27 protein-coding genes are annotated in these 26,986 nt (G+C 38.5%); 2 read left to right on the top strand and 25 right to left on the bottom strand.

Annotated elements, in window-relative coordinates; all coding sequences use genetic code 11:
• Positions 1-3: 3 nt before the first annotated feature.
• The 10 genes from IGK63_RS05680 to IGK63_RS05635 all read right to left on the bottom strand — a co-directional run bounded on the left by IGK63_RS05680 (position 4) and on the right by IGK63_RS05635 (position 10,251).
• Complete coding sequence (locus IGK63_RS05680) at positions 4-2,040, bottom strand: cation:proton antiporter (protein WP_016613210.1); 2,037 nt, start codon at positions 2,038-2,040, stop codon at positions 4-6.
• A gap of 3 nt (positions 2,041-2,043) precedes the next feature.
• A complete protein-coding gene (locus tag IGK63_RS05675) occupies positions 2,044-2,325 on the bottom strand; it encodes a hypothetical protein (RefSeq protein WP_008379625.1) in 282 nt (93 codons plus the stop codon).
• Between the two features lie 190 nt (positions 2,326-2,515).
• Positions 2,516-4,636 carry a peptidoglycan D,D-transpeptidase FtsI family protein gene (locus IGK63_RS05670; protein WP_016613209.1) on the bottom strand — a complete coding sequence of 707 codons (2,121 nt, stop codon included), beginning with the start codon at positions 4,634-4,636 and terminating at the stop codon, positions 2,516-2,518.
• Between the two features lie 311 nt (positions 4,637-4,947).
• A complete protein-coding gene (locus tag IGK63_RS05665; RefSeq protein WP_034872205.1) occupies positions 4,948-5,976 on the bottom strand; it encodes an LCP family protein in 1,029 nt (342 codons plus the stop codon).
• A 175-nt stretch (positions 5,977-6,151) separates the two neighbouring features.
• On the bottom strand, positions 6,152-6,961 hold the full coding sequence (locus tag IGK63_RS05660; protein WP_005236888.1) for an ABC transporter permease: 810 nt from the start codon (positions 6,959-6,961) through the stop codon (positions 6,152-6,154).
• A 42-nt stretch (positions 6,962-7,003) separates the two neighbouring features.
• Positions 7,004-8,053: an ABC transporter ATP-binding protein gene (locus IGK63_RS05655; RefSeq protein ID WP_005236889.1), complete on the bottom strand. Its 1,050-nt coding sequence runs from the start codon at positions 8,051-8,053 to the stop codon at positions 7,004-7,006.
• A gap of 18 nt (positions 8,054-8,071) precedes the next feature.
• A complete protein-coding gene (tagD, locus tag IGK63_RS05650; protein ID WP_005236890.1) occupies positions 8,072-8,497 on the bottom strand; it encodes a glycerol-3-phosphate cytidylyltransferase in 426 nt (141 codons plus the stop codon).
• Positions 8,498-8,780: 283 nt separating this feature from the next.
• The gene (locus IGK63_RS05645; protein WP_005229578.1) at positions 8,781-8,981 is read right to left on the bottom strand and encodes a cold-shock protein; all 201 of its coding nucleotides are present in this window, start codon (positions 8,979-8,981) and stop codon (positions 8,781-8,783) included.
• A 144-nt stretch (positions 8,982-9,125) separates the two neighbouring features.
• Positions 9,126-9,731, bottom strand: coding sequence for a superoxide dismutase (locus tag IGK63_RS05640; protein WP_016613207.1), 606 nt, complete (start codon positions 9,729-9,731; stop codon positions 9,126-9,128).
• 76 nt (positions 9,732-9,807) lie between these two features.
• Positions 9,808-10,251 carry a GtrA family protein gene (locus tag IGK63_RS05635; RefSeq protein WP_034872204.1) on the bottom strand — a complete coding sequence of 148 codons (444 nt, stop codon included), beginning with the start codon at positions 10,249-10,251 and terminating at the stop codon, positions 9,808-9,810.
• Between the two features lie 132 nt (positions 10,252-10,383).
• Here IGK63_RS05635 and IGK63_RS05630 point away from each other — a divergent pair, with 132 nt between their 5' ends.
• Both IGK63_RS05630 and IGK63_RS05625 read left to right on the top strand, forming a co-directional pair.
• The gene (locus IGK63_RS05630) at positions 10,384-11,193 is read left to right on the top strand and encodes a DUF1189 domain-containing protein (protein WP_016613205.1); all 810 of its coding nucleotides are present in this window, start codon (positions 10,384-10,386) and stop codon (positions 11,191-11,193) included.
• Between the two features lie 26 nt (positions 11,194-11,219).
• Complete coding sequence (locus IGK63_RS05625) at positions 11,220-12,215, top strand: phosphoglycerate dehydrogenase (protein WP_016613204.1); 996 nt, start codon at positions 11,220-11,222, stop codon at positions 12,213-12,215.
• 63 nt (positions 12,216-12,278) lie between these two features.
• Here the strand turns inward: IGK63_RS05625 and IGK63_RS05620 are convergent, their stop codons facing one another.
• From IGK63_RS05620 to IGK63_RS05550, 15 genes are all read right to left on the bottom strand, one after another.
• The gene (locus tag IGK63_RS05620; protein WP_034872202.1) at positions 12,279-13,223 is read right to left on the bottom strand and encodes a glycosyltransferase family 2 protein; all 945 of its coding nucleotides are present in this window, start codon (positions 13,221-13,223) and stop codon (positions 12,279-12,281) included.
• Between the two features lie 57 nt (positions 13,224-13,280).
• Complete coding sequence (locus IGK63_RS05615) at positions 13,281-13,580, bottom strand: HesB/YadR/YfhF family protein (RefSeq protein ID WP_008379609.1); 300 nt, start codon at positions 13,578-13,580, stop codon at positions 13,281-13,283.
• An 11-nt stretch (positions 13,581-13,591) separates the two neighbouring features.
• The gene (locus tag IGK63_RS05610; RefSeq protein WP_005229566.1) at positions 13,592-14,257 is read right to left on the bottom strand and encodes a potassium channel family protein; all 666 of its coding nucleotides are present in this window, start codon (positions 14,255-14,257) and stop codon (positions 13,592-13,594) included.
• Between the two features lie 87 nt (positions 14,258-14,344).
• Positions 14,345-14,974: a response regulator transcription factor gene (locus IGK63_RS05605; protein ID WP_005236913.1), complete on the bottom strand. Its 630-nt coding sequence runs from the start codon at positions 14,972-14,974 to the stop codon at positions 14,345-14,347.
• 3 nt (positions 14,975-14,977) lie between these two features.
• Positions 14,978-16,045: a sensor histidine kinase gene (locus IGK63_RS05600; protein WP_005236914.1), complete on the bottom strand. Its 1,068-nt coding sequence runs from the start codon at positions 16,043-16,045 to the stop codon at positions 14,978-14,980.
• Positions 16,042-16,773 carry a cell wall-active antibiotics response protein LiaF gene (liaF, locus tag IGK63_RS05595; protein WP_016613201.1) on the bottom strand — a complete coding sequence of 244 codons (732 nt, stop codon included), beginning with the start codon at positions 16,771-16,773 and terminating at the stop codon, positions 16,042-16,044. Before liaF ends, IGK63_RS05600 begins: the two co-directional genes overlap by 4 nt.
• 152 nt (positions 16,774-16,925) lie before the next feature.
• Positions 16,926-17,405 carry a transcription elongation factor GreA gene (greA, locus tag IGK63_RS05590; protein WP_005229556.1) on the bottom strand — a complete coding sequence of 160 codons (480 nt, stop codon included), beginning with the start codon at positions 17,403-17,405 and terminating at the stop codon, positions 16,926-16,928.
• Positions 17,406-17,520: 115 nt separating this feature from the next.
• The gene (mltG, locus tag IGK63_RS05585) at positions 17,521-18,864 is read right to left on the bottom strand and encodes an endolytic transglycosylase MltG (RefSeq protein WP_016613200.1); all 1,344 of its coding nucleotides are present in this window, start codon (positions 18,862-18,864) and stop codon (positions 17,521-17,523) included.
• A 100-nt stretch (positions 18,865-18,964) separates the two neighbouring features.
• Positions 18,965-21,775 (bottom strand): N-acetylmuramoyl-L-alanine amidase, encoded by a 2,811-nt coding sequence (locus IGK63_RS05580; protein ID WP_275626205.1) that lies wholly within the window; start codon positions 21,773-21,775, stop codon positions 18,965-18,967.
• 90 nt (positions 21,776-21,865) lie between these two features.
• A complete protein-coding gene (gene rfbD / locus IGK63_RS05575) occupies positions 21,866-22,705 on the bottom strand; it encodes a dTDP-4-dehydrorhamnose reductase (protein WP_016613198.1) in 840 nt (279 codons plus the stop codon).
• Positions 22,706-22,755: 50 nt separating this feature from the next.
• Complete coding sequence (gene rfbB / locus IGK63_RS05570) at positions 22,756-23,784, bottom strand: dTDP-glucose 4,6-dehydratase (protein WP_034872201.1); 1,029 nt, start codon at positions 23,782-23,784, stop codon at positions 22,756-22,758.
• A 13-nt stretch (positions 23,785-23,797) separates the two neighbouring features.
• Entirely contained in the window at positions 23,798-24,379 is a 582-nt protein-coding gene (rfbC, locus tag IGK63_RS05565; protein ID WP_005236920.1) for a dTDP-4-dehydrorhamnose 3,5-epimerase, read from the bottom strand.
• Between the two features lie 2 nt (positions 24,380-24,381).
• Positions 24,382-25,251, bottom strand: a complete 870-nt coding sequence (rfbA, locus tag IGK63_RS05560) for a glucose-1-phosphate thymidylyltransferase RfbA (RefSeq protein ID WP_016613197.1) — start codon at positions 25,249-25,251, stop codon at positions 24,382-24,384.
• 12 nt (positions 25,252-25,263) lie between these two features.
• Positions 25,264-25,461 (bottom strand): hypothetical protein, encoded by a 198-nt coding sequence (locus IGK63_RS05555; protein WP_005236922.1) that lies wholly within the window; start codon positions 25,459-25,461, stop codon positions 25,264-25,266.
• Between the two features lie 3 nt (positions 25,462-25,464).
• Complete coding sequence (locus IGK63_RS05550) at positions 25,465-26,985, bottom strand: glycosyltransferase (protein ID WP_249850268.1); 1,521 nt, start codon at positions 26,983-26,985, stop codon at positions 25,465-25,467.
• Position 26,986: the final 1 nt, after the last annotated feature.

Here is a 26,986-nt window from a genome sequence, read left to right as displayed (position 1 = left end):
ATATTATCGGCGGAACATCCGCTGTTTCGGTTGTTCTTCCGCTCGAGACATCGCATACGATTCTAACAGATTGACATTGCGTCGGTACTCATTTGCAGAAATCGTTGAAATTTTCTCAGCCACTTCATATTCATCGATCGTCTTGCGCTCAAGATAATAGCCCCAAAGGACTTTCTTAACAAAAATCGGGTCTTGCTCAATCATGATCGTTTCAATGAAATTGCTATGTTCAAACCGTTTGATGCTCATTTCTCGTTGACGAATAAAGAAATTGATCAGCGAGGAATCATAAACATCTTCTAAATTGCTCAAACTGTGAAAAATGTATTCGCTGTTTTTTAAGTAGATTTTTTGTACTTCAGAAATGTCTCGTTGTTTCAAGGCATCTTTCAGTTGCTGCTGCCGCTGTAAAAACAAACGTGGATGGATCAGTACACGAATAAAACGCTGAATAAAGAAGAGCCAAAAACTAAAGAATGAGAGAATTTGTTTTGCGAGGGAATGCTGCTGCTGAGAAATAAAGCGTGAATAAAAACGATAGCCATTTAGGCTGACTTTCCCATTTCGATAAGCTTCATCCAAGCCGTCTTGTTCGATCGATAATATCAATCCTTGAATTTCTTGGATTTCTTGTTTTTCTGAATCAGTCAAACTATTGCGATACAATTCCCAACGACGATTTTCATAGGAATTGATGACAGCATCGATCGCTAAGCGACCTTTATCAGAAAGCTCTTGTTTTTCTTCTGCTTCCAATTGTTCGATGACGTCTTCTAAGATCAGCAAGTGATTGAAGTCGACACTTTCGGCAGCTTCACCATCTGCCAAATAAGGTAAGACCATCACGCTGATGATCAATGTCAGCAAAATTACACAGGCGGTCAAAAACAGGAGCAAGCTCCGTTCCTGAAACGGTGTCTCATGCACCATCACCGGTAAAATGAAGATGGCTGCCAAACTGACTGTTCCCTTGACGCCACCAAAGGTCAACAAGGCGACTTGATTCATGGATACTTGTTTTTTTGACTGTAAGAACCAATAATAAAATAGCAAAAAGATAAAACGTACGAGGAAAATCACCGCTGTGACGACTAAAATCGTGATGACTAGATGCCAGTTTGCATAGTTTTTGCTTTCCCAGATCGGTGAAAAGACTTGTGACAACTCGATCCCTAGAAAGAGAAACACTAATGCGTTCAATGTAAAGACAATGGTCGACCATGTGCTTTCCGAAATGTTCGCTAATTCTGCATCAAACAACGAGATCCGGCGTTTTCTTTGGGCTTGGGCTACACCTGCCACAACTGCTGCGATAATCCCTGAGACGCCAATCATTTCTGCCAGCAAATAGGCAGCAAATGGCAAGAGCAGTTCAATCAATAAGTATACTGTGACATCTTGTGCCGAGATTTTTTCAATAAAACGTAAAATCCGGCGTTTCAGCCATACGATCAAGTAACCGACAAGCCCGCCACCGATACTAGAGAAAAGAAGTTGGAAGCCTGCGTTGGCTGCTGAAAAACTCCCGGTAGTCAAAGCCACGATAGCAAACTGTAATGCGGTAACCCCCGAAGCATCGTTCAGTAAGCCCTCGCCTTCAAGAATATGCATAATGTTTTTGGAAATTTTCAAACGCTTTGCTAATGAGGAGACTGCCACCGCATCAGTTGGTCCTAACGCAGCCCCGAAAGCGAAGCAAGCAGCCAGAGGTATCGTCGGCATCAACCAATGGAGGGTTCCGCCGACCGCAAACAGCGTCATTAACACGCCACCAAAAGCCAAAAACAGCACGATCTTGCTGTTTTTTAGGATCTCAGGTACATCTGCTCGTTCCCCTTCTCGAAATAGCAATGGACCAATGATCATTACTAAAAACATTTCCGGTTCAAAGGCGATCTCTTGACCCATTTCTGTAAGACCTAATAAAATTCCTAAGATGATTTGAATAAAAAAGATCGGTACTGAGGGCAATATTTTGCTCGCCACATTTGATAATGTGACAAGAATTGCAATGATAATGACGAGTTCAATAAATTCCATCCATTACCCTCTTTTCTTTCGAATGGCTAATAACAGCTCAAGAAAATCTTCTTTTTTTAAAAGGATCTTGTCGTTTAGAAGACCTAACTCCTTTTCGTTATTTTCAATCTCGCATTGGACACGCCGTGATTCCAAGCGATATAAATCGTGTTTCATTCGTTCAAATTTTCGGAAAAGCAATGGATTTTTCCGTTGCAAATAATCCCGAATCTCCTTTTTTTCAGCTGGTGTAAATTGTCCCAACTGCTTCATTAGTTCTTGCTTACTTAAACATTCCTTGTTCATAATTACGTTTTTTACCCCTTTTATCATCAGTTTATCTTTTTATTTAACGTGCAAATCAAAATTATCTCTTGACCGCTAGTATTCTAAGCCAATCATTCAAAAATAGCAAGTCTTTCTCACTAAATGTTGGTTTTCTATCAGTTTTCTTATAAAACAAAAAAACCGCAGTCTTCACTGCGATTTTTTATGCTTATTTCATATATAAGTCGTAGTAAGCATCCATGATCTCTTTGGCGATTTGAATATTTGGATGGGTATCTGTGTCGCCTTTTAATTGAGGCATTACGATCGCAATCGCAATATCCGCATCACTGCTTGGCCCGTAGGCAACGATGTTTAGGTTAACTAAGCTGATGGTATTGCCATTACTATCCACAATTGGTGTTTCGGCAGTACCTGTTTTGGCAGAGACCTCCATTTTCGCAGAAGCCAAGCCTTTGGCAGTTGCCCAAGCATCCGTTCCATGGACTGCATCATAAAATCCATTTTGAACAATTTGCATTTGAGCATCTGTTAAACCAACTTCATTCAATACCGTTGGTTCGATCTCTTCAATCAGTGAGCCAAGACCGCCAGTTTCATCATTGCCGTAAATACCGTCGACGATATGAGGCTGCAATCTTTTGCCACCATTAGCAACAGTTGCTGCATATTGTGCCAGTTGCAACGTGGTATAGGTATCAAACTGACCAAAAGCCAAGTCAAGGATCTTCCCACCATCACTGACCGGGTCCATGTTATCGATCGATGTGCTGATACCAGTCGCTTCTCCTGGTAAATCGATCCCAGTTTCAGTTCCCATACCAAAAGAGGCAAAAGACGAACGTAGTTTTTCATAGACATCCCCTTGACGATCCACTGTTGGAATCGAGATACCTGACTGATAATTGATGCCCATCAAACGTAAAGCGACTTGCATCATATAGGAGTTAGAAGAAACTTCCAACGCCTGCTCCGCAGAAAGGTTACGATTATTTGCCCCAGTTGGGTTGAAAATTGAGGCTTTTACATCGGAGCCAATTCTGATTGGTTGATCCAATAACACTTCATTGCCGTTTAAGACCCCATTTTCCCAGCCGGCAGCCAAAGTCCCTGCTTTGACAACGGACCCTGGTACAAAGGAATTAATGAAGGTACCAATGGCATTTTCCTGCAATTCATTTGAACCTGTATCATGATGATAGCCGGACATTGACAAAACGCCGCCGGTTTTTGGATTTAACGCCACTGCGTAAACCCCTGGAGAATATTCTGCTGCCCCAGAATCAATCAGTTTTTGGAAATTGTCTTGCAAGATTTTATCAACTCTCGCTTGAAACTCAGCATCTAATGTTAATACAAGGTTATCCCCTTTTGCCCCGGCAAAGGTTTCTTTTTGACTTTCAATATTATTATTGTTATCAAGGGAAATCTCGGAAATGGATTTTGTGCCTTGTAAGACTTCTTCATACTGCTGCTCTAAATAACTACGTCCAACGCGATCATTACGAGCATAGCCTTTTTCTAAAAATTCATCCAAAACTTCTTCCGGAATTCCTTGTTCTTCACTAGTCACCGTTCCGATCAAACTAGCCAGAGAACTTCCTTCAACGATGTTTCTCGTCCAATCAGTCCCCGTGGAGATTCCCGGTAAATCAACCATATTTTCAGCGACAACAGCTAATTCACGGTCAGACACATCCGACGTCTTAATAAAGACCGTACTCAAAGATTGGGCGCTATTCATCCGCTTAAAAATCGTGGCTGCTTCTAATTCTGCATCAGAGAAATTGATTTCATCTTCTGTCACTTTATCAACGGTTGCCGCATATTGTTCAGAAGTACCTAAAGAACGCTCTTCATCACTCAATCGGTCAGTTGCTGCTTCAAGATTTTCTTCATCGGCCAGCCAAAAGTCCTTAAGATCACGATCAGACAAGTTTTTGTCCACAGGTACTTCGATCAACTCGCTCAATTTTTTGGCCGTTTCTAATAAATCTTGAGCGGTCATTTTGTTTCCGCGGGTAAATGTGATTGCTGCATTGGCTTGATTTTCCACCAGCGCTTTTCCAGAAGCGTCATAGATCATTCCCCGAGGGGCGCTTCCTTTGACTTCCACTACAGATGAAGCTTTCAACTGCTGCTCAATATTGTCGCCATTGACGATCTGTAGATAGCCTAATTGAACGATCAAGGACACAAACAAAGCAAAAATAATAAAAAACAAAAAGTTCAATCGAAATGGAACATGAGATTTGCGATACGATTTAGCCTTTGGTTCTTCTGGCCCCTTGCGTATCCCTTGGACAACTTTATCTTTCAAATTCTTCATCTCATCTATCCTTCCAATCTATAATGACTACTGTCCTATTTTACCAAAAAATTCGATTCGAAACAGAAAAAACAAAAAATATCCATTAATCCTTAGAAAAAACTATAAAAATTGGCGTGAATCCGAGTAAATGTTTCACAGTTTGATTGTTTCATTTTCATTCTTTCATGAAAAAATTGTTTTTTTAAGCTTTCTTATGTTTTTTCATTTGATGGTTTCGTGAAACAAGATTTTCGTTGGTGCTTTTGTGGAAAACTAAAAAGCAGGAGGACCAAAAGTTCTCCTGCTTTTTAGGCTTCTAAAGAAACTAGCTACTCTCCAGTTGTTGAGTTTTCTTCTGAAAAGGTCAGACTGTCGTCGTATAACTGATAATTAGGCGATCCGTTAGTAAATTCGTCGCCTTGGGTCAAACCCTCGTTCGTCGGAAGCTGCAACTGCTCCTTTAATAAATTTTGCGTATGCAACAACTGATTCGTCCCCAATAACTGATAATATACTCCACCAATCAGTTGCCCTTCTCCTTGGAGTTGCTCTTGCTTGATGGTCGTAAAAGCAGGAATATAATTGGTACCGATGTCCATCATATCATTCCACGTAAGATCCGTCTTCGAATTCTTTTCAACCGCCTTAAGAATCTTTTGGTAATTACTGATACCATCCAGACTCATAACTTTTTGAAGAATTTTCGTAACCACTTCTCTTTGCCGTCTTTGGCGACCGATATCCCCTTCCGGATCTTGTTTTCGCATTCTTGCATAAGCCAGACCTGTCTTACCATCTAAAGTAATTCGCCCTTCAGGGACATGAACACCTTCTAAAGTAAAATCGATATCATTTGTCACCTCGATGCCCCCAACTGCATCGATCAGATCCCGCATACCCTGCATATTGATCGTCACATAGTGATCGATAGGAATGTCCAAGAGATTTTCAACAGAGTCCATGGCCATGGCCTCCCCACCAAAAGCATAAGCATGATTCAGCTTATCGATCGTATTGTACCCAACGATTTGTGTGTAAATATCACGGTCAAGGCTAATGATCGTTGACTGTTTTTTTTCTGGATTGACCGTCACCACCATCATACTATCCGAACGACCTTGTTCGGTTCGCCCTAAAGCCCCAGTGTCGATTCCCATTAGCAAAATGGAAAACGGATCTCGATCTTCAATGCTGATCGCTTCCTCTCGTTTGTCTGTTTTCCGATCAACAGCGTGAGAGATTTGATTAAAAGTAGCATTCGTCTCTTGATAAACCTGCATCCCGTAGATCGTTACTCCAATGATTCCAACCACTAACACGACTAAAATACCTAAAATTACCTTTTGATATCTCCGCATCTTACACCTCGCTAATAAAAATTCACTCATCAAATAAATTTTCCCACAAAACGCATCTTTCAGCAATCGCTATCATGCATCAACTTCATATTTAATCCTTCCGTAACTTCTTTGAAATAAACAAAAATAAAGTGCACCCTCTAAGTTAGAGAGTGCACCGCAAATAGTCACTTTTTTAAATATAATCCACAAAACGAGCACGAAACTTCATATGCAGATGGCTTCCTAGAATAAGAAGCATCAAAGTTAGACACCAGAAGATAAGTGTATAAGTTGTTTTTTCCCAAACCCATGCACGGGAAAGCAACGAGTCTCGAAAGCCCTCAATAATATAATAAAAAGGATTGAGTCTTAAAATTTTAACTAACCATACCGGCATATTGCGATTATTTATATCCCATATTGGTCCAGACACATAGAAAAGCAAACGTAGGACCGATTGTAAGAAGATATGATAATCCCGAACCAACACTGTGATTGTTGCATTCAACACCCCGTATGCAAACAAAAAACTAACCATACAGAAAAAATAATAAAAATACTGTATCCAATAAATGGTAGGTGTATTTCCAGTAAATAATAATGATCCCACAACAATTGCTACCATCGGAATATATGATGACAGATTACTAACAATATTGATTGTTGGTAAAATACTTACGGGAAATTTCATTTTAGCAACCATTCCAACTTGTCTGTGAATGCTGTTTGATGCTCCTAAAACAGATGAACTTATATAAAACCATGCTGTGATACCAACTAACATCCATATAATAAATGGAAATCCGTCTACCTGACGATTATTATTTACGCCCAATCCAAATACTAGATAATAGATTCCGATTTGAATGGCCGGATTCAAAATTTGCCAAGCTAGCCCTAAATAATGACTTTGGTAAGTGGCTTTATCTTCATAGCGAGACATTCGAAAAATCATACCACTATGCTGAATTTGTTCCTTTAAAACTGCAATTATTTCTTTCACAAGGCTCTTCCTCTTCTACATAATATAAGTAAGTATCGATGATTACCGTACGATAACTTTCGTAATAACTTCTATAGGATTCTTAAGCGCATAACCCAAAGATCTTCCACTAAATGTAACGATACTGAAAAAAAGAATACTCAAAATTGTTAAAGATAAAACGAGTTTAGTAAAAATAGTCATTTTTTCTCCAAATAAAGTTCGTTTCGTATTTTTTTCCAGTCCGGTAGCATCTAAATTCTGATTTAAAGTTTGTGGATCATTTTTGGCTTTTTCAACTAATTTTTCAATACTAAATTGTTTTTGTTTTTCTTTATATTCATCCTGATATTTTTTCTGTTCTTTTTTGGGTAATTTTTTAAACCAATCAATAAACTCACGATATTCTTTCATCACTTCATTAGTGGGTCCGAACATTTTTAAATCACCGTAATGCATCCAAATCGTTTTGTCACAAAGTTTTTCTACCTGTCCCAGTGAATGAGAAACGAAGAAAATAGTTTTCCCATTTTCTTTAAATTCCATAATCTTATCCACACATTTTTGGTAAAAAGTTTCATCTCCTACAGATAAAGCTTCATCAATTACTAATATGTCCGGATTGTTGTGGACAGCAATAGCAAAGCCCAAACGAGATTTCATACCACTGGAATAGCTTTTTACAGGTTGATTAATAAAATCTCCTAAATCAGCAAAAGCAACGATGTCATCTAATTTGTCATCAATCTCTTTATTCGTCATTCCTGACATCAAGCCTTTTAAACGAATATTTTCTAGTCCGGTCAGTTGGATTTTCAATCCAGCACCGATTGCAATGATCGAAGTTTCTCCGTTAACCTCCATCGTTCCTGATGTAGGAGGAATAATCCCACTAATCAAGTTCGAAAGTGTTGATTTCCCTGATCCATTAATACCAATGATTCCTACTGATTCACCGGCATTTACTTCAAAACTTACGCCTTTTAATGCCCAGAATGTACTCATATTTTTTTTATAAAATTTAAATAGAGATTTTACTTTATCTGATTTCTTCTTCAGAAGATCGTATTCTTTTGTTACTAAAGTACTACGAACTTTAACTTGTTTATCCATCTTATCTTCTCATCCATTCTAAAAATCTTTGCTTACATTGTTTTGATTGAACATTGTCAGGTCAGCCTTTATTTGGGTTGTTGAAACTTCTGGCGTTCTTGGAAGATAAACTACCTCAACTCCTGATTCAGTAGTTAGGTAATCAAATTTACCTGACCAGTCGTCCCCTATTACAAAAATATCGACGTTATATTTCTTCATGTCCGTTATTTTTTGCTCCCAATTTTCTTCTGGAATAACAAGATCGACATATCTTATTGCTTCTAAAAGCTGTTTCCTTTTTTCATAGCTAAAATAACTAGTCTTACCTTTTTGTAATAAATTGAACTCATCGGTTGATAATCCCACAATCAAGTAATCACCTTTTTGCTTAGCAGTTCTCAATAGATTAATATGACCATAATGAAGCAAATCAAATGTTCCATAGGTAATAACTCGTTTCATTTTTAGTCCCTTCTTATTTCAAAATAAAAATCACTAATAGATTATATCATAAAACCCAGAAAAAAAAGATTCTTAGGAAAGAATTAACAAATTTGAAAGATTATTAACACTAAATATTTGCTTTAATTTCCTATTTTTCATATAAAAAGCAGCAACCTATATGAAGGTACTTCCTCATCTCTAAGTCTAGCAAGAAATAGAAACTAATATAAGTGTATCAAAAAAGCAGATATTCATGCTCCTTTGAGATGAATAATCTGCTTTGTCTACAGTCTACTTGATTTTAGACTTTCGTCACTTCCGCTGCTTGAGGTCCGCGGGCACCTTCAACGATCGTAAATTCAACTTCTTGACCTTCTTCAAGTGACTTAAAACCGTCTCCTTGAATGGCAGAAAAGTGAACAAATACATCATCGCCACCGTCAACTGTAATAAAACCAAATCCTTTTTCGTTGTTGAACCATTTTACTTTCCCATGTTCCATAGTGTGTAAAGCCTCCAATAATTATAATCCGACGATTCCGTCGCCTTTATTATAGCGGATTATGTAAGCGTTAGCAATATCAAAACAATTCTTTCTATCCACAAAAAAAGAAGCCTTTTAGCAGGCTTCTTTCTAGTAAATTGTTTAAGCTTTTGCGAAATATTCGTTTACTTTGTCCCAGTTAACAACACTCCAGAAAGCATTGATGTAATCTGGACGAACATTTTTGTACTTCAAGTAATACGCATGTTCCCAAACATCTAAACCTAAGACAGGTGTTTGGCCATCCATCAATGGTGAATCTTGATTCGCTGTTGATGTGATTGCTAATTTGCCATCTTTAACGACTAACCATGCCCAACCTGAACCAAAACGTCCGGTTGCAGCCGTTTTGAATTCTTCTTTGAAGTCTTCAAAGCTGCCGAAAGCTTCGTCAATTGCCTCTTTGATAGCTCCAGTAGGTTCACCGCCAGCATTTGGGCCTAAGATTTCCCAGAAGAACGTGTGGTTAGCATGGCCGCCGCCATTGTTACGAACCGCTGTTTGAATATCTTCTGGCACAGAAGAAAAGTCAGCTAATAATTCTTCAACTGTTTTTCCACCTAATTCAGGGTGTTTTTCAATCGCTGCGTTTAAGTTTGTTACATAAGTGTTATGGTGTTTATCATGATGCAAATGCATCGTTTCTTCATCAATGTATGGTTCTAATGCATCGTATGCGTAAGGTAAATCTGGTAATGTGTAAGTCATAAAAAAATTCCTCCTCAATGATAATGTTTACATAAGTAACATTATCAGACTATCAGACTTTGTTCAAAAAATATGCTTACTTTTTCTCACTTTTTTTCGTATTGAAAATCAAAAATTTACTAAACACATAGTTTGCCAAAACAACAACAACTTGGGTGACCAGCTTGGCAACTAGATCGCCGGTTGCCAAAATTGAAATAAATAGATACATACAAAGCATATCTAAGCCTAATGATAAGACACGAAAGAAAATGAACTTCCCAAATGCCGCCCATGACTCTTGCTTTGTCTCGGTTTTTGCTTCAAAAACCCATAACTTATTTGTAAAGTAGGCGAACAAAACAGAAGCAATCCATGAAATCACATTCGCTGTCTGGTAATAAAGACCAAATCCTTCACGAAAAATGAGATAGACGACAATGTTGACTACAGTCGTTAATCCACCAAAAAATAAATACGTAATCGGCTCCCACAACTTTTTTTGCTGCAAGAACTGCTTGTATTCGTTGTACTTTTGCATTCTTTTGCCTACTTTCATTTCTTTATTTATTCATTCATTCGATTATTGATTCTTTTTTTGTGAATTCCTTGTAATTCAAAGAACCCTTCGTTACAATTACTCTAGTTATACCACAAAGGAGTTCATCAGCAAATGACTATCGTCCAACTATTTAAAATTGCTTTTTTCCGAATACCTGATTTAAAATTTGTCAAAAAAGCAGAATTTTCCAAAGTAATCGTTTTTCTATTAAGCGCCTCCGTGCTTATCGCGGTACCGATGACCATCAATGTATTAGGTGTCTTTCGCGATGTGCAAGCAGACGGACAAAAAATTGGCGAATCGATTCCAGATTTTACGATCGAAAATGGGCAGCTTGCTACAGCGCCGGATACGCAAGGTTTCATTTATCAAACCGATTCGATCATCTTTACTTTCGATCCAGATGGCAACCGTACGCCACCAGATATTGCATCTGATGTTACTGGCTCTGTCATCGCTGTTGGCTTGTTAAAAGATCAGCTGGTCATCCGTATCCCCTCTTCTGGCTTATCGACGTCAATGTTAGATTCTAATCAATTAGAATTTGATTACAGTGAGCCTGCGCTGCGCAATCTTAACGGTCAGGCGATTCGAGAAGCGCTATCAAACCAAGCAATTCCATGGCTAATCAAACTCATTGTCTTTTTTGTTGCATTGTATCCATCATTTGTCAGCTTGCTGATCACCTTAGTGATGGGGACCTTTATTGCAACGATCTATACAAGATTAAAACGATTCTCCTATACTTTCTTTGAAAATTTAAAGATTCTGATCGTAAGTGCTGCATTGCCTACACTTATTAGTGTAATCGTACAACTACTATTGCCTTACTTCGATGCAACCACCTTTATTTTGTTTGGTTCTTTATTCTTATTCACACAAGGGGTCAAACATTCTCCAAAAATTCAGTTTAAAACCTAATCTAGGCCATGTTCAATTCCTTGAACATGGTTTTTTTCTCATTCTTTGCTACACTTAAGTTAAAAGGAGGCTTGGCAATGAAAAAAATAATCTTAGCCACTCGAGAGTTTCGCGACACATATGTGAAACAAATCGAAAAAGACTATCAATTTCTTGTGTACACAAAGGACCAAGCAATTGATTGGTCACAAGTAGAAATCACCATTGGTTGGAAGTCGGAATGGAAGGACTACCTGCTAACGGAGAAAACAAATTTGAAATGGGTCCAAGCGATTTCAGCTGGCGTAGACACCTTACCATTAAAAGAGTTTGCGAAATACAATATTCGCTTATCTAATGGCAGCGGCATCCATGCCGAATCGATCACAGACCATTTGTTGGCTCTACTATTTATGGAAAACCGCGGGATTTTCCAAGCAATTCAGCAACAGAGAAAACAGCAATGGTCACCGAATACAATTCACTATACAAAATTGTCGGACCAAGAGATTTTGATCGTTGGTACAGGACAAATTGGCCAAAAGTTAGCTCAAGCATTGACCTTTTTTGGTGTAAGTCCCATTGGTATCAATACTAGCGGGCATGACGTGACAGGTTTTGAAAAAACGTTTGCGTTATCTGACTTACACGCTTGCGCAAAAACCGCCGATTGCGTCATCAACATCCTTCCTCTGACGGAAGAAACCACTCACTTGTATGATGCAGCTTTTTTTGCCCAAATGAAACCTAGTGCTTCCTTTTATAATGTCGGCCGTGGGCCTAGTGTGGATACCGATGCATTAGCAAAAGCCCTAGAAAAAAAGCAGATAGCATTTGCCGCTCTGGATGTTTTTGAAGAAGAGCCATTGCCCGAGAATGATCCGTTATGGCTCATCGAGAACCTTTTGATAACCCCCCATATCTCAGGGCATACGCCCCATTTTCAAAAAGCATTTATGGCCATTTTCTTAGCGAATTTCCAACAATTTTTGGCGAAACAAGAACTTGAAAAAAATGAGATAAACTTGGATAAAGGCTACTAACAAATTCTTTCCGCAAAAAAGTGTACAGTTGGAGGCGAAACCTTCAGATTGTACACTTTTAATTTATCGTTGTTTTTCTTGGTCTTTTTCAGTTTCTTTCAAGAAATATAAGGGTCTATTTTTGGTTTCTAAGAAAATTTTCCCAATATATTTCCCGATGATTCCCAAACAAAGCAATTGCAAGCCGCCCACAAATAAGAAAATGCTAACCATCGATGGCCAACCAGTTGTTGGATCACCAAAGATAAAGGTTCTGATCACAATAAATATCAACGCAATCAGAGAGCCAAAACAGGAAAGCGCCCCAATAAACGAAGCAATGTTCAGCGGCGTATCCGAAAAGTTGACAATCCCATCGATCGAATATTGGAATAGTTTCCAAAATGACCACGAAGTCTCGCCAGCGACTCGTTCCCGGTTCTCATAGGCGATGTATTCTGTATCAAAGCCTACCCAACTGAAGATCCCTTTTGAAAAGCGATTGTACTCTGATAGCTGTAAAACGGCATCTACCATATTACGGCGCATCAAGCGAAAATCTCGGGCGCCATTTACCATTTCGGTATCAGCAATCTTGTTGATAATATTATAGAAGGCATCTGAGAAAAAACTACGGATTTTCGGTTCTCCTTTGCGATCTGCTCGTCTGGTCCCAACACAATCAAGCTCTGGTTTTGCTTCTAGCATCGCAAACATTTCCGGCAGTAGAGTCGGAGGATCTTGCAGGTCTGCATCCATCACAGTGACAAAATCGCCTTTCGCCGCTTGTAAGCCTGCATAAAGTGCGGCTTCTTTGCCAAAGTTTCTCGAAAAAGATAAATAGCGAACACTTTCGGGATGGGCACGATATAACTCTCTTAAAACAGGTAGTGTTTGATCTGAAGAGCCATCATTGACAAAAATATATTCAAAGGGCATATTTAATTGTCTCTTCACTTTTTCTGTTTCCTCAAAGAATATCGGCAAGCTCGCCTCTTCATTAAAACAAGGTACAACAATTGATAACATCGGTTTCATCTCCTAGAGCCAATCGTGGGAAGCCGGTCAGCTATGACCGAATCCACATTATTTTTTATCTTCACTAAAATCGTACTTCGGTTCATCCAACGTTTGATCATAATCAACTGTCAGATTATAGCCTTTGAAAAACCACTCATCCGCTTCATCAATAAAAAAAAGCAAGCCGTCAATGGTTTGTTCAACGATCGGACGTTCTGGTTTGTCTACTGACATCCCCACGGAAAATCCGTCATGCACTTGTGTCTTTCCATAAATTTTTCCAAAAAAACGAATCCCGCTTCCTTGGTCTACCACCAACTCTTTTTTGAACCATTGCATTGCTTCAGGACTTATTGTTAAGTTCATTTTCTTCACTCCTAATCATTCATATGTTCATCGAGTATATCTACATCATCTGTATTGCCGATCACGAGTAAATTGTCATTTTCACGCACGATTGCCTCTGCATCAGGCGAAACGATCACTTGTCCTGGTCCACGACGAATCGCAACGACTGTCAGACCATACTTTTGTCGAAAATTCAGCTCAATCAGGGATTTATTGAAAAAGCGTGGATTGGACACGCGAATCTCTGCTAGAGAAAATTCGTCAGATAGTTCAATATAATCTAAGATATTTTTGGAAACTAGATTATGGGCGATGCGAATCCCCATATCACGTTCAGGATGGACGACACGGTCGGCGCCGAGTTTTTCCAGTACACGGGCATGGTATTCGTTTTGGGCTTTGGCTAAGATATTAGGAACACCCATTTCTTTAACCATCAGTGTGACCAATATACTGGCTTGAATATCTTCACCTATCGCAACAATGACATGGTCAAAGTTACGGATACCCAATGAACGCAACGTCATCTCATCTTGTGCGTTCCCGACCACCGCATGGGTGGCGATATTCATGTATTCATTGACACGATCTTCGTTGCTATCGATTGCCAACACTTCTTGACCTGATTCAATCAACGTACGACAAATACTTCCACCGAAACGACCTAATCCAATAATTGCATAATTTTGCTTCATCACAAACGCTCCTTTGTTTGCCAGATCATTATTTAGTATAACAAAAACCTCCCCTGCTTGCCACGAGGAGGTATGATTATTAAGATTTTATTTTATCAAGCCATGTTTAAAAGCATATATCGTAGCTTGTGTACGATCTTCTACTTCTAATTTTGATAAGATGTTTGACACATGTGTCTTCACTGTCTTCAGCGTAATGAAGAGTGAATCCGCAATCTCTTGGTTGCTCTTTCCTTCAGCGATCAACAGTAACACTTCTTGTTCCCGATTGGTCAAATCTTCATGTAGGATTGGTGTCCGATTCGTCAAACGATCCATCATTTTCGTGGTGACTTCGGGTTCTAAGACCCGCTCTCCTCGCTGGGTTGCACGAATGGCTTCCGCAATCTCATGAGCAGTAGACGTCTTTAACAGGTAACCGGCCGCACCCGCTTCAATTGCAGGATAGACTTTCTCGTCATCAATAAAACTAGTGACAATGATGATTTTTGCTTCTGGCCAATCATTTAAAATCAATTTCGTAGATTCGATCCCATCCATTTCATCCATCACCAAATCCATCAAAATCACATCTGGACGTAATTCCAATGCCTTTTCATACCCGACTCGACCATTTTCCGCTTCCCCAATTACTTCTATATCGTCTTGAATTGATAGATAAGAAGAGACCCCCAGACGAACCATTTCATGGTCATCAACTAACAACACTTTAATCATACGTTATGCCTCCTTCAACAGTGGAACTTTGATTTCAATACTGGTTCCTTGATTTTTAAAACTAATAATTTTCAACGTTCCGCCAACAGCACTTACCCGTTCTCGGATATTCATCAAGCCATAGCTGCCGGCCTTTTGATCTTGGGGATCAAAGCCAACTCCGTCATCGATCACCCGCAATAACACGTTATTATCGATGCGATGCAAGTAAACTTCTAACTCATCAGCTTTCGCGTGACGCAGTGTATTAGACAAGAGTTCTTGGATCACACGAAAGAGTTGATCTTCAATCGAACTAGGCATCGTAAAGTCTTCAATATCCCAAGTCAATAGAATTTTGATTTTGGTCTCTAATTCTTTTAACAATTGCTCGATTCCTTGCTTTAGACTCTTCCCTTCCAGAGTTACAGGTCGTAGATGAAGCAAGAGCGCCCGCATTTCAGATTGCGAAGCATTGATAATGTCTGTGACCATAGCTAACTGTTTCTTTTGGCTTTCTGGAGCATCTGTTCGAATCGCTTGCTCATTCAGTGCAGACATCATCATCATGGCGGCAAACAGCTGTTGAGAAACAGAGTCGTGCAGTTCACGAGCCAGACGCTGCCTTTCTGCTTCTAAAATCTCTTCTTTCGTCTGACCATCAACAAACTGCGGTTTCGCATTCAATTGCTGTAATTCCATCGACATCTGTTTCATCTTCGATTGGATACTGGCAATATCACGATCCACATTCGCAATCAAATGGTTTTCAGACGCATGTGGGATCTTTGTTTCCAATAAAGGGCTATCGATATAGCCGCTGGCTAACAGTCTTAGCTTTTCTTCCACCGGACCGTATTGACGGTTGCGAAAAAAAGAAATCAGTAAAAAGACAGCTAAAGCAATCAATGCAGATATTACAAGTAAGTGAAAGATAATTGGGATAAAAAAGAGCTTGATTTGAAAGACTTCTATCAGCCAATTATTTTTCCCACTGGCATACAAATAGGAAAACAGCATCAATATCATGGTGAAAAAACTTGCTAATCCTGCGTAAAAAGCGATCATGCCTCTTGAAAATTTCCCAATCATACCCGAATCACCTCAACATCACCAACAAGGGTATTCGTTAAGATTTTCAAACGCCGACTATTTTCGCCATAATCCGGGCTGTAAATCGTCACTTTTTCATTTTTCAAGCTCGTTTCTTCACCTTCAAAGATAACAGAGCCAATAAAAGTACTGTGCTCTAATTTGATCGCTATGCCAGCAGGCACTAAAATACGAGTTCTACCAAAGCCTTTTCGTACGATCACGACGTTTTCTTTCTTAGGCAATAAAGTGTTGCCTAGATCGATGAAAGTGTCTCCCGTCAAGATATCTAAATTGATATCGTCCCATTCATAGACTTGACTGCCGATCCGTTCATTGCCTACCCATTGCTGCTTTTGTTTCAGCGGATGATCAGCTTTGGGTTCTTCAGTTTCAACGATAATCATTTGTTTTTTGCGCCAGAATGAATTTTTAGTTAAGTCGATTCCGGTAATCTCGACGCCTTTTAAACCAATAAATAAAATCGCAAAAATCAGCATCAGCCACAGTGCTGGACTATTTAACAAACTAATCAAAATAGCAATGGAACTTGAGACCATCAAGAAATTTTTAAAATTGCTCTTGCGCTCACTTCGGTTCACAAGGACCAAGCACGTCACACCAAGTATTAATAAAAATAATAATGGCGGATTAGATAAAATTTGCCATACCGCAAAAAGCAGTAAGAGCGCTTCAACAATAAAGAAAAAACGCCAAGGACTTTTCATTCAAGCTCCTCCTCCTAGTAATTCTACTTTATCATACCTGAAAAAAATGGTTTGTCCATCCGTCGCTGGTCCGAAAAAAGACCCTGTTTGATCAATTTCCCTAAAGGAGAATGAACAACAGGGTCACCTAAATCTACCTAGTGATCAAGCGACTAGCTTTTCTTTACTTCTGTGATTCTTACTTGCATATCTCCGCCTGGCGTTGAGATCGTCACTTCATCATTGACTTTTTTCCCAATCAAGGCACGAGCGATTGGTGAATCATTGGAAATTTTACCAGAAAACGGATCTGCTTCAGCACTACCAACGATCATGTACTCTTCTTCGTCACCATCAGGCAACTCAACAAAAATCACAGTTTTTCCGATGGAAACTTCATCAGAGTCTACACCCTCATTATCAATGATCTCTGCAAAACGAATCATATTTTCTAAAGTAGTGATTCGGCCTTCGACAAACGCTTGTTCATCTTTTGCAGACTCATACTCGGAGTTTTCGGATAAATCGCCAAAACTGCGGGCTACCTTGATACGTTCAATGATTTCCCCGCGTTTTACCGTTTTCAATTCTTCTAATTCTTGTTCTAGCTTTTCTTTTCCTTCAAGTGTCATTGGGTAAACTTTTTCTACCATAGTTCTTTTCTCCTTTTAGTAACTTCTAATAAATCGCAAAAGGTAATCTTTTGCGATGAGTCCACAAAAGATTACCATGCTTTTTTTTAAATGTAAACTATAAACCTATGAAAATTTAATTTGAGGTATTGTTTACATATTGTTCCACTAATTGCATATGCTGTTCATAGGTTTCCGCAAAGTAAACTTCTTGGGTTTGAATGTCAGCAACGAAATAATAGTAGTTGTTCGGTGTTGGATCTAAGACAGCTTGGATCGCTGCTTCGCTTGGATTGTTGAATGGTCCAGGTCCGTAGCCAGTTTGCACATAGAGATTATAAGGAGAGTCAACTTGAGTGTCCTCATAAGTGACTAGCTCTTTGTGCTCACCTAACGCATATAGAATCGAAATATCCGATTGCAGCGGCATATCAATCGCTAAACGATTGAAGAATACCTGTGCGATATTTTTACGATCTTCTAGCTTACTACCCTCTTTTTCAACAAGTGAAGCCAATGTAAGGACTTCTTGGACCGTCATTTCTTTTTGAGCAATTTGATCGAAATATTTGGACAAGACTGAATTTGATTTATCCACCATTTGGGTAACGACTTCTTCTAGGGTATTCCCTGTATAGTAGTCATACGTCGCTGGGAACAAGTATCCTTCTAGTCGGTAACGCACGCCTTGCGCATCGCCGGCACTTGCTAAAAGCTCAGGATAGGTTTCTTTCATTTTTTCAAAGAACTCATCGCTTTCCATCAAAGCTAAGAAATCGTCTTTCGAGATATTTGTTGCTTCCGCTAGAGCATCACCGATTTGGTCCACATCAAATCCTTCTGGAATCGTCACTTTTGCATCAGAGGTGACCGAACCTTCGCCATTTTGCAGCATCTTTGAGATTTGATCCAAAGTCATACTAGGAGAAAAATGATAATTTCCTGCTTGAAATCCAGTTAAATTATTGAATTTCGTATAATAGTTAAAGATCATACCACTTTTAATGATATTGTCTTCTTCCAATATTTCTCCAATTGCTTTGTTGGACGATCCACTAGGAATCTCAACTGCCACCGTTTCTGTATCTTCTGGATTCAACGGCTGCAATCCTGATGTTACATAACGATACATTGAAAATCCTAAAACACCACCGATGACGAGCAGAGCAAGGACTACGATCAAAACGATCCGATTGACAATCCGATCTTCTTTTTTGCGTTGCTGCTTGCGCAATTGCGTTTCCCCACCTTCAGCTATGGGCACTTCTTCCGCTGCTGCCCTACGACTTGTAGCAGCTTGCTTTGCTTGTTTATTTTTGGTCTTTCCACTTGCAGTTCGCGAACCCACCTCTTCTTGAGGTTGTTGAATAGGACGCTCGTTCAAACCTTGATCTTCATGGGTTTGATCTGATTGAGGTTGCTTTAAAGCTCCTAATACTTCGTCTTTAAAGGATCTATCCTCTGGATGTTGTTTACTCAAAACAACTCCTCCTAACTTTCGTAATACTGGCTTGTACCATTATACACGAAAGTTAGGAGGAAGGAAATGATTAATAAATTACTCAAACGCTTCTTTAAATTTATAGTCTTTCACCTGTTGCGTCTTGAATCAATTGTTTCGCTATTGTATCAATATTTCTCCTGATTTTTGCCACATCATTAGGATTTGAGATAAATCCAAGTTCCGTTAGTCGATAGTCAATTCCTCTATTTTTAAAGACTCTTAAGTTCAATAGGTCACTACGCAAGCTCAGTCCTCGATTACTTGCATAAGCAGAGTGCCAACCTACATGCTGACGAATAGTTTCAGCCATAGCTATGCTCGATGAGGAAGGAACAAGATCTTTATGAACAATAACATGACCACCTGTTGATAAGGCTCCACCAGCATCTAAATGGATTTCAGTAACAGACAAAATTTTTGAACTAACTAAATAAGCTCCACCCATGATCTGGGTGTCCTGATACATGTCCTTTGATGTATCATAAAAATTGATTTTACTCGTTTTTAATTTCGCAGCATATTTTCTTAAATAAGGTAACAGTTCATTACGTGTGAAATCACGTTCGTTAGTTCCACTCCCGACTGCTCCTGGATCCCAAACCCCATGCCCCATTACAAAAAGATACTCACTTTTTTCAACAAAAGGTTTTTCCGTTAAGCCAGGTGCTTTTTGACCTTTAGGAATCAGTTGAATTTCTATTGCTTCAGCACGTTTACCTAAAGAAATAGTTCCAGCTTTCTGGTCATTGACTGCCCAATCAAGCCAACCATATGTTTGTGAGTGAACACGGTAATAGATATCATAGAGTCTCGCTGCTTTTCCTGTCAGTTTTACCTGAAGTGCTTCCAGTCTCTTACCTTGTCCAGTAGTCCCAGATAGCGCCCCATTCGATTGATAACCTTGCCACCCAATGCCTTGGACATGTGACCGGTAAGTAATACCACCATCAAATTCACTGTTTTCCAATTTGATCTGTATTGCCTCTAAGCGCAAGCCTCTCCCTGTTGTTCCCCCAGTGACTTTGCTTCCTGTTGTATTTACCCATCCAACTCTTTGAGAGTGAGATGAGAGGTCAATGGTAGTTTTTCCTAACGTATTACTAGATACAAATGCTTGTCCTGCCTGATTTGGCTCAGATAATCTTCTTGGCTTAACAATGATTTGAATCGCTTCAATTGCGAGATTAAATCCTGTTGTGCCTGCTTCAGCACCATTTTTAGTCCAACTTAACCATCCTAGACCTGAAACGTGTACTCTATAATAAATATTTGCATATTTGGCTAAGTCACCTGTCAGTTCAAGTTTTATAGCTTCCAATGGCGTATCAATCATACCAATTTCTTGTCCGGCATTTACATAAGACGACCAAGATCCATTTTGAGAGAGCCCGCTGTAGCGCACACTTCCAGATATTTTATCATTGATTGTTACCATTGAAAATTTTTGGATAGGTTGTTTTTCACCAACTGTGCCTGATGTTGTACCATTGTTAACTACAGTTTGCCAACTATTTCCCACAAAACTTGTATATGAGCTATTGATTGTTCCAGATTCCATTTGGCTAGGAGTAGATAGATCATTTGGTTTTTCAAAAGTAACTTGAATTGCTTCAATTCGCAAACCCATGCCTGTGGTACCAGCAGTCTCACCATTTTTTGCCCAGCCTAGCCAACCAAGATCTCGGACATGAACTCTATAATAGATATCCTGACTTGTACTATTGATTTGAATAGACTCCATTTGTCGCGTGGAACTAATATCACCAATGACTTCTGAGGTACTACTCCAATTCCCCCAACCTGTTGATTGAAAGTGACCTCGATAACTGATACTATCAGGCTCTTTTAATCCCGTTTTTAAAATTTTGAAACCTGTGATCTTTTTTGCTTGTCCTGTTGTACCACTTATTTCTCCATTAGATTTTACACTTTGCCAAGAATCATTCTCCAAATAACTTTGATAAGAAATACTAGACGTTTCATTGTTGTCTTTGCTCCTAGTCGTCATTTGTTTGGATTCAACAGCTATTTTCAATGTGAAGTGATACGTCTGAACATCTAGATTTGAGTTAAAATTTTTAACTGTCATTGTAAGGCTTAACGGACTTAAATCCGCAGAAACAAGTTCTTTGGTCGAGCCTTCTTGCAAACGCCATTTAGAGTCATTCAACACATACTCTGGTAATTCATCAGAAAATATATCTTCTAAATCAACAATATACAGATCATCTTTTTGGTCAGCACTTATTGAAGTGGTTTGCGTTCCTCCATAAAATTTTGTAAGATTGATACTTTTTGATAAATCAATTGATACAATTTTGTTGTCAGAAACATCTAATTGTTCTAGTTGAACCAATGGGCTTAGATCAATCTCCTCTATGAAATTCTTACTGACATCAAGAGTAACTAAATTTTTGAAGATTTCAATGCCGCTTAATGATTCAATTTCTAAATTTGATAAATCTAACTCAAGTATTTTAGCTGGATCTTCATCAAATAAACCATCTCGATCACTATCAAAATTTTCTATTAGATAGTTTCGAAAATTTTCATCAGGAAAAATCGTTTCATCCAATGAAACTTTTTTTTCATCCACTATTGATTCTTCGGTAGATTCTTCAACTATACTGCTATCGATAGCTGGATTTGTTTCATTCGTCATCGAAGATGATTCCGAGCTTGTATTAGATTGACTGCCTTCATACAAAGGATTCTCAGTTGTTTTTTCAGTAGTATCCGAAGAAATTTCATTTTCTGAAGAAGTACTATCGGTCGTTACCTCGTCTATAGTTATGGTTTCGGCTACAGTTGTTAAAGTTGGCACAGCGACATTTAAACTTATTATAAGAACGCTAAACAAATATGCTACTTTTTTTTTCAACCCCATTTTTTTCTCCTTTTCCTAAGACCTATTACGATTTTTTTGAAATCCCTAAGCTGACAGAACCTCATGACAGGTTAATTAGTATGTTACTAACTAGCTAATATCCTGCACCATCATTCTTAAAGCTTCTTGCCATGTAGGAATTTCAAATCCCAACTCTTTTGCTTTTGAAAGATTCATCACCGAATATTGTGGTCGCTTCGCCTTTTGTGGGAACTCGGAAGAAGGAATCGGCTTGACAACTACATCTGAATCTTTTAGTATTTCGCACGCAAATTCATGCCATGAGCAGCTGTTATCATTGGAAAGATGATAAATTCCAGTCGGTGCTTGCTTTTCGATAACATAAAGCATAAATTCTGCTAATGTTCGTGTCCAAGTTGGGCGCCCATATTGATCATTGACTACTGTTAAAGTCTTATGTTCCTTAGCTAACCGCTGCATGGTATAGACAAAATTGTGTCCGTACCGTCCAAAAACCCAAGAAGTACGAATAATATAGTAATCATCCAATATTTCTTGGACTGCTTGTTCCCCTAATAATTTGGTTCTTCCGTATTCATTTTGGGGATTTACTTGATCATCGACTTGGTATTCACCAACTTGCTTTTCTCCATCAAAAACATAGTCAGTACTGATATAAACAAGTTTTGCACCTATAGCTTTTGCAGCCAGGGCCACATTTCTTGTGCCGTTGACATTGATTAACTCATCTAATTCTTTGCCTTCTTCTTCTGCTTTATCAACTGCGGTATACGCAGCACAATGAAAGATAACCGATGGGTGGATTTCTTTTACTTTCTCCATCGTGACCGTTTCATCTGTGATATCCATCTCTTTCGCATCGGTAGACACGTAGTCAATACCTTTTTCATCAAATAGATGACGTAATTCACTGCCTAATTGGCCATTTCCTCCTGTGATTAAGTACATAAATGATCGCTTCCTTTCAAAAAAGCAGGATCTCTCCTGCTTTTGATTCCTTATTGTCCCTGTTCTGCGTAACTTTTCTCAACTTGATCTTTTTCATCTTGCCACCAAGAAGGATTGTTTCGATACCAGTCGATCGTATCAGCTAGACCTTCTTCAAAATCCGTGAACATCGGCTGCCAACCCAATTCTTCTTTTAATTTTGAGGCATCGATGGCATACCGCAAGTCATGACCGGGGCGATCAGTCACATGATCATAGGCATCTTTTGGCTCTCCCATCAATGTTAAAATCGTTTCAATGACTGATTTGTTGTCTGCTTCTCCATCAGCACCAATCAAGTAAGTCTCGCCAATTCGACCTTTTGTTAAGATTGTCCATACTGCTGAAGAATGATCATTTGTATGGATCCAATCGCGAACATTTTTTCCTTCACCATATAATTTTGGTCGTATGCCACTCAGAATATTCGTAATTTGGCGTGGAATAAATTTTTCGATATGTTGGTAGGGACCATAATTATTGGAACAGTTAGAAAGGGTTGCCCGCAAACCGAACGAACGAACCCAAGCTTTGACTAATAAATCAGAGCCAGCCTTTGTGGAAGAATAGGGACTAGATGGGTTATAGGGTGTTTGGTCGGTAAACTTCTCCCCTGGTCCTTCCCCATGCCCTGGAAGATCTTTTCGTAACGGTAGATCGCCGTACACTTCATCGGTTGATACGTGGTGATAACGCACATCGTATTTTCGACAAGCTTCAATCAATGTATAGGTGCCAATCAGATTTGTCTGAACAAAAGGAAATGGATCTTTCAATGAGTTATCATTGTGTGATTCTGCAGCATAATGAACCACCGCATCGGTTTGCTGGACCAACTGATCGACTAATGCGCTGTCAGCAATATCGCCAACCACTAACTCTACACGATCTTTTGGAAGACCCGCTAGATTTTCTTTGTTTCCAGCATAAGTTAGTTTATCTAAAACAGTGACATGGATCTCTGGGTGATGATTAACGACATAATGGACGAAATTTGACCCAATGAAGCCTGCCCCTCCGGTTACAATGATTTTTTTCATGTCCACTCGCTCCTTATATCTCGCCATAAATAAACGGGTTTTGTTCTTCAAACGCTTTTAAAGTTGGGTGATGTTGGTCTTTTTCCGAAAGAATCGCTTTTTCTTTTGCAATGGGCCAATCGATCGCCAAATCAGGATCATCAAATGCAATACCTGCATCAGCCTGAGCATCATAATAATTATCACACTTGTACAAAAAGTTTACGTTTGAAGTCAATGTCATGAACCCATGAGCAAATCCTTTAGGGACCAACAATTGTCGCTGATTACTTTCAGATAAAATATAGCCTTCCCATTCTCCATAGGTAGGACTTCCTTTTCTAATATCAACGATTACATCTAAAACGGCACCCGTCACCACACGAATCAATTTGGTTTGCGCGGCAGTTCCTTTTTGAAAATGAAGTCCTCGCAAAACACCTGCTTCAACGGACAAGGAATGATTGTCCTGTACAAAGGTTTGTGTGATTCCTGCTTCTTGAAAATCAGCTTGAGAATAGCTTTCGGTGAAGAAACCACGATGATCACCAAAGACAGCAGGCTCTAAAATCAAGACATCTGTCAATTTTGTTTTTGTTACGGTTAATTTTCCCATGTTTATGCCTCACTTGCCAGGTTCAATAAATATTGACCATATTGATTTTTTTTCAATGGTTGTGCTAATGCGATCAATTGCTCCTGATTGATATAACCCATTCGATAAGCAATTTCTTCTAAACAAGCAACTTTAAGATTTTGTCGCTTTTCAATGGTTTCAATGAACGTGGATGCTTCTAGTAAGGACTCATGTGTACCTGTATCTAACCAAGCAAATCCCCGTCCCATCACTTCTACTGAGAGTTTTCCTTCTTCAAGATACTTTTGATTGATATCGGTGATTTCCAATTCTCCTCGTTCAGAAGGGACAATTTTTTTAGCAATCTCAACAACTTGATTATCATAGAAGTATAAACCTGTCACGGCATAGCTAGACTTTGGCATAGCAGGTTTTTCTTCAATCGAAACAGCTTGCATCGACTCATCAAATTCTACCACACCAAAACGTTCTGGATCGTTGACATGATAACCAAATACCGTGGCACCTTCTTCTTTTTGAGCAGCTTTTTGTAACATCTTAGATAAGCCACCGCCATAGTAGATATTGTCTCCTAAAATCAGGCAGACACTCTCATTTCCAATAAATTCTTCCCCAATGATGAAAGCTTGTGCAAGTCCATCAGGTGTTGGCTGAACAGCATATTCTATCTGAAGTCCTAATTCTCGTCCATCGCCAAAGAGCTCTTCGAATCGTGGGGTGTCCTGTGGTGTAGAGATAATCAAGATCTCTTTAATGCCAGCCAGCATCAGCGTAGACATAGGGTAATAGATCATTGGCTTATCATAAATTGGCATCAATTGTTTCGATGTTGCTTTTGTGAGTGGATACAAGCGTGTGCCTGATCCTCCTGCTAAAATGATTCCTTTCATTGTTGTCCCCCATTATTGTAATTTAAGTTTACTTTTTTGTATAAATTCTGTGTAAAGTGTACCTTCAGCAGTTACAGGTCTTAGTTCCATCCATTTGTCTGTTAAAGGATAAACTTCAATTATTTCTTCTAGCTTAAAATCCCTGACTTCTTCAGCTTTTTCTGAAGGTCGTCGAAATGATTTACAGTCCTCAATTATTTTGGCTTCCATTGTTTACCCCACCTTAATATTAAAAGATAAATTATCATATGGTTTAGTGAAATACGGTTCAACTGAATAAACATTCCCGTCAAGGCCCTCAATTTTTGATTTGATAAGCGTCGGTTGGAAATTACGCTGATTTCCTATTCTGCGCTCAAATGAGTAATCATCTGCACTAGCTTTAATAAAAACATCCCATATACCTAATGCTATTTCTTTTGATAGTAGTAAAGACTTAAAATCTATTTTAAAAGAAAATTGGTTTTCATTTGGTACGATATAATCATTATAGCGCTTCTCAAATTTCTTTTCTCTATGTCTCATAATTAAAGTATATTGAGTTATATGATTAATTAAAAGGGTTTGAGTAAATAAACCCTCAAAAACAAACTGCCCTTTATCCAAGCTAATATTTGTAATATTAATAATATCTTTTGACAAAAATGACACATTCAACGATTCATCATAAGAGTGTTGCTTATCGAAATATTTTTGTTGCGAGTAGATGCCATCTTTATTGACAGCCATAACATCTTTACTCGTTATTTTATTCATATTATTGTGAAAATGAGTCAGATCATCAAAAGTATACTTTTGACAAAATACTACTATATATTGAAACTCAGGATTTATCGAAGATAGTTCTTCTTGTGAAATATAGTTGTTAAAAAAAGTCTTGCTGGCATTAAAATAATCAATTTTTGTTTCTCTAGAAAATCTTTTTGAGAATAATATGCTTCGTAATCGACTAGCTTTTAGAAATCGATTCAAAAAAGCGATTTTCAATTTTTTTTGATAGAGAACATCAATGGCATTTTTCTTTAGCTCTTCCATGATAAGCGTAAACGAGTGGTAAAATTCATTCGCCGGGAACTGTTTTAAACTTAAGTTTTCTTCTCCTCTTTTTACAACATAGTAATACTCATAATCTGACAATACAGCAATATTTTTTGCATATATATATGCTGTCATTACGAATAATTGATCTTCCCCAACAACTGCTTTAGGATCAAATCGTAGATTTAACTGGTTTATCAATCTTTTACTAAATAATTTATGCGGAGCAAGAGTATATACTAAATTGGTTGAAAGAATATCTGCACTCAAGTTAACACCTTTAGTAAATTGGGATTGAGGAACATTTCTACCATTTACGCCCACATACTTTCCTATCACAACGTCTGCATCAGCCTTGACTGCATTCTCATAAAAACGTTCCAAGGTTTCTTCACCATAAAAATCATCATTATCTAAAAAGGCGATGTAATCTCCTTCAGAAGCCTCAATTCCTTGGTTCCGTGGGGTCATTGGTCCACCAGACCCTACATCTCTTTTAATAATACGTAAATTTAAAATTTTGTTTTTAAAACTTTCGATTACATTTAAACTATTATCACTTGATGCATCATCAATACAAATAACCTCAAAATCACTTTGCTTCATTGTTTGACAAGCAAGTGAATCTAGAGCAACGCTAATATGTTTCTCAGCATTATAAACAGGAATTATGACACTTATTTTCAATAATAACACT

The sequence above is a fragment of the Enterococcus sp. AZ040 genome (assembly GCF_050499185.1).
Classification (GTDB): Bacteria; Bacillota; Bacilli; order Lactobacillales; family Enterococcaceae; genus Enterococcus_D; species Enterococcus_D entomosocium.
Note: the sequence above shows the minus strand (reverse complement) of the source record. Positions and strands in the feature narration are given on the sequence as shown.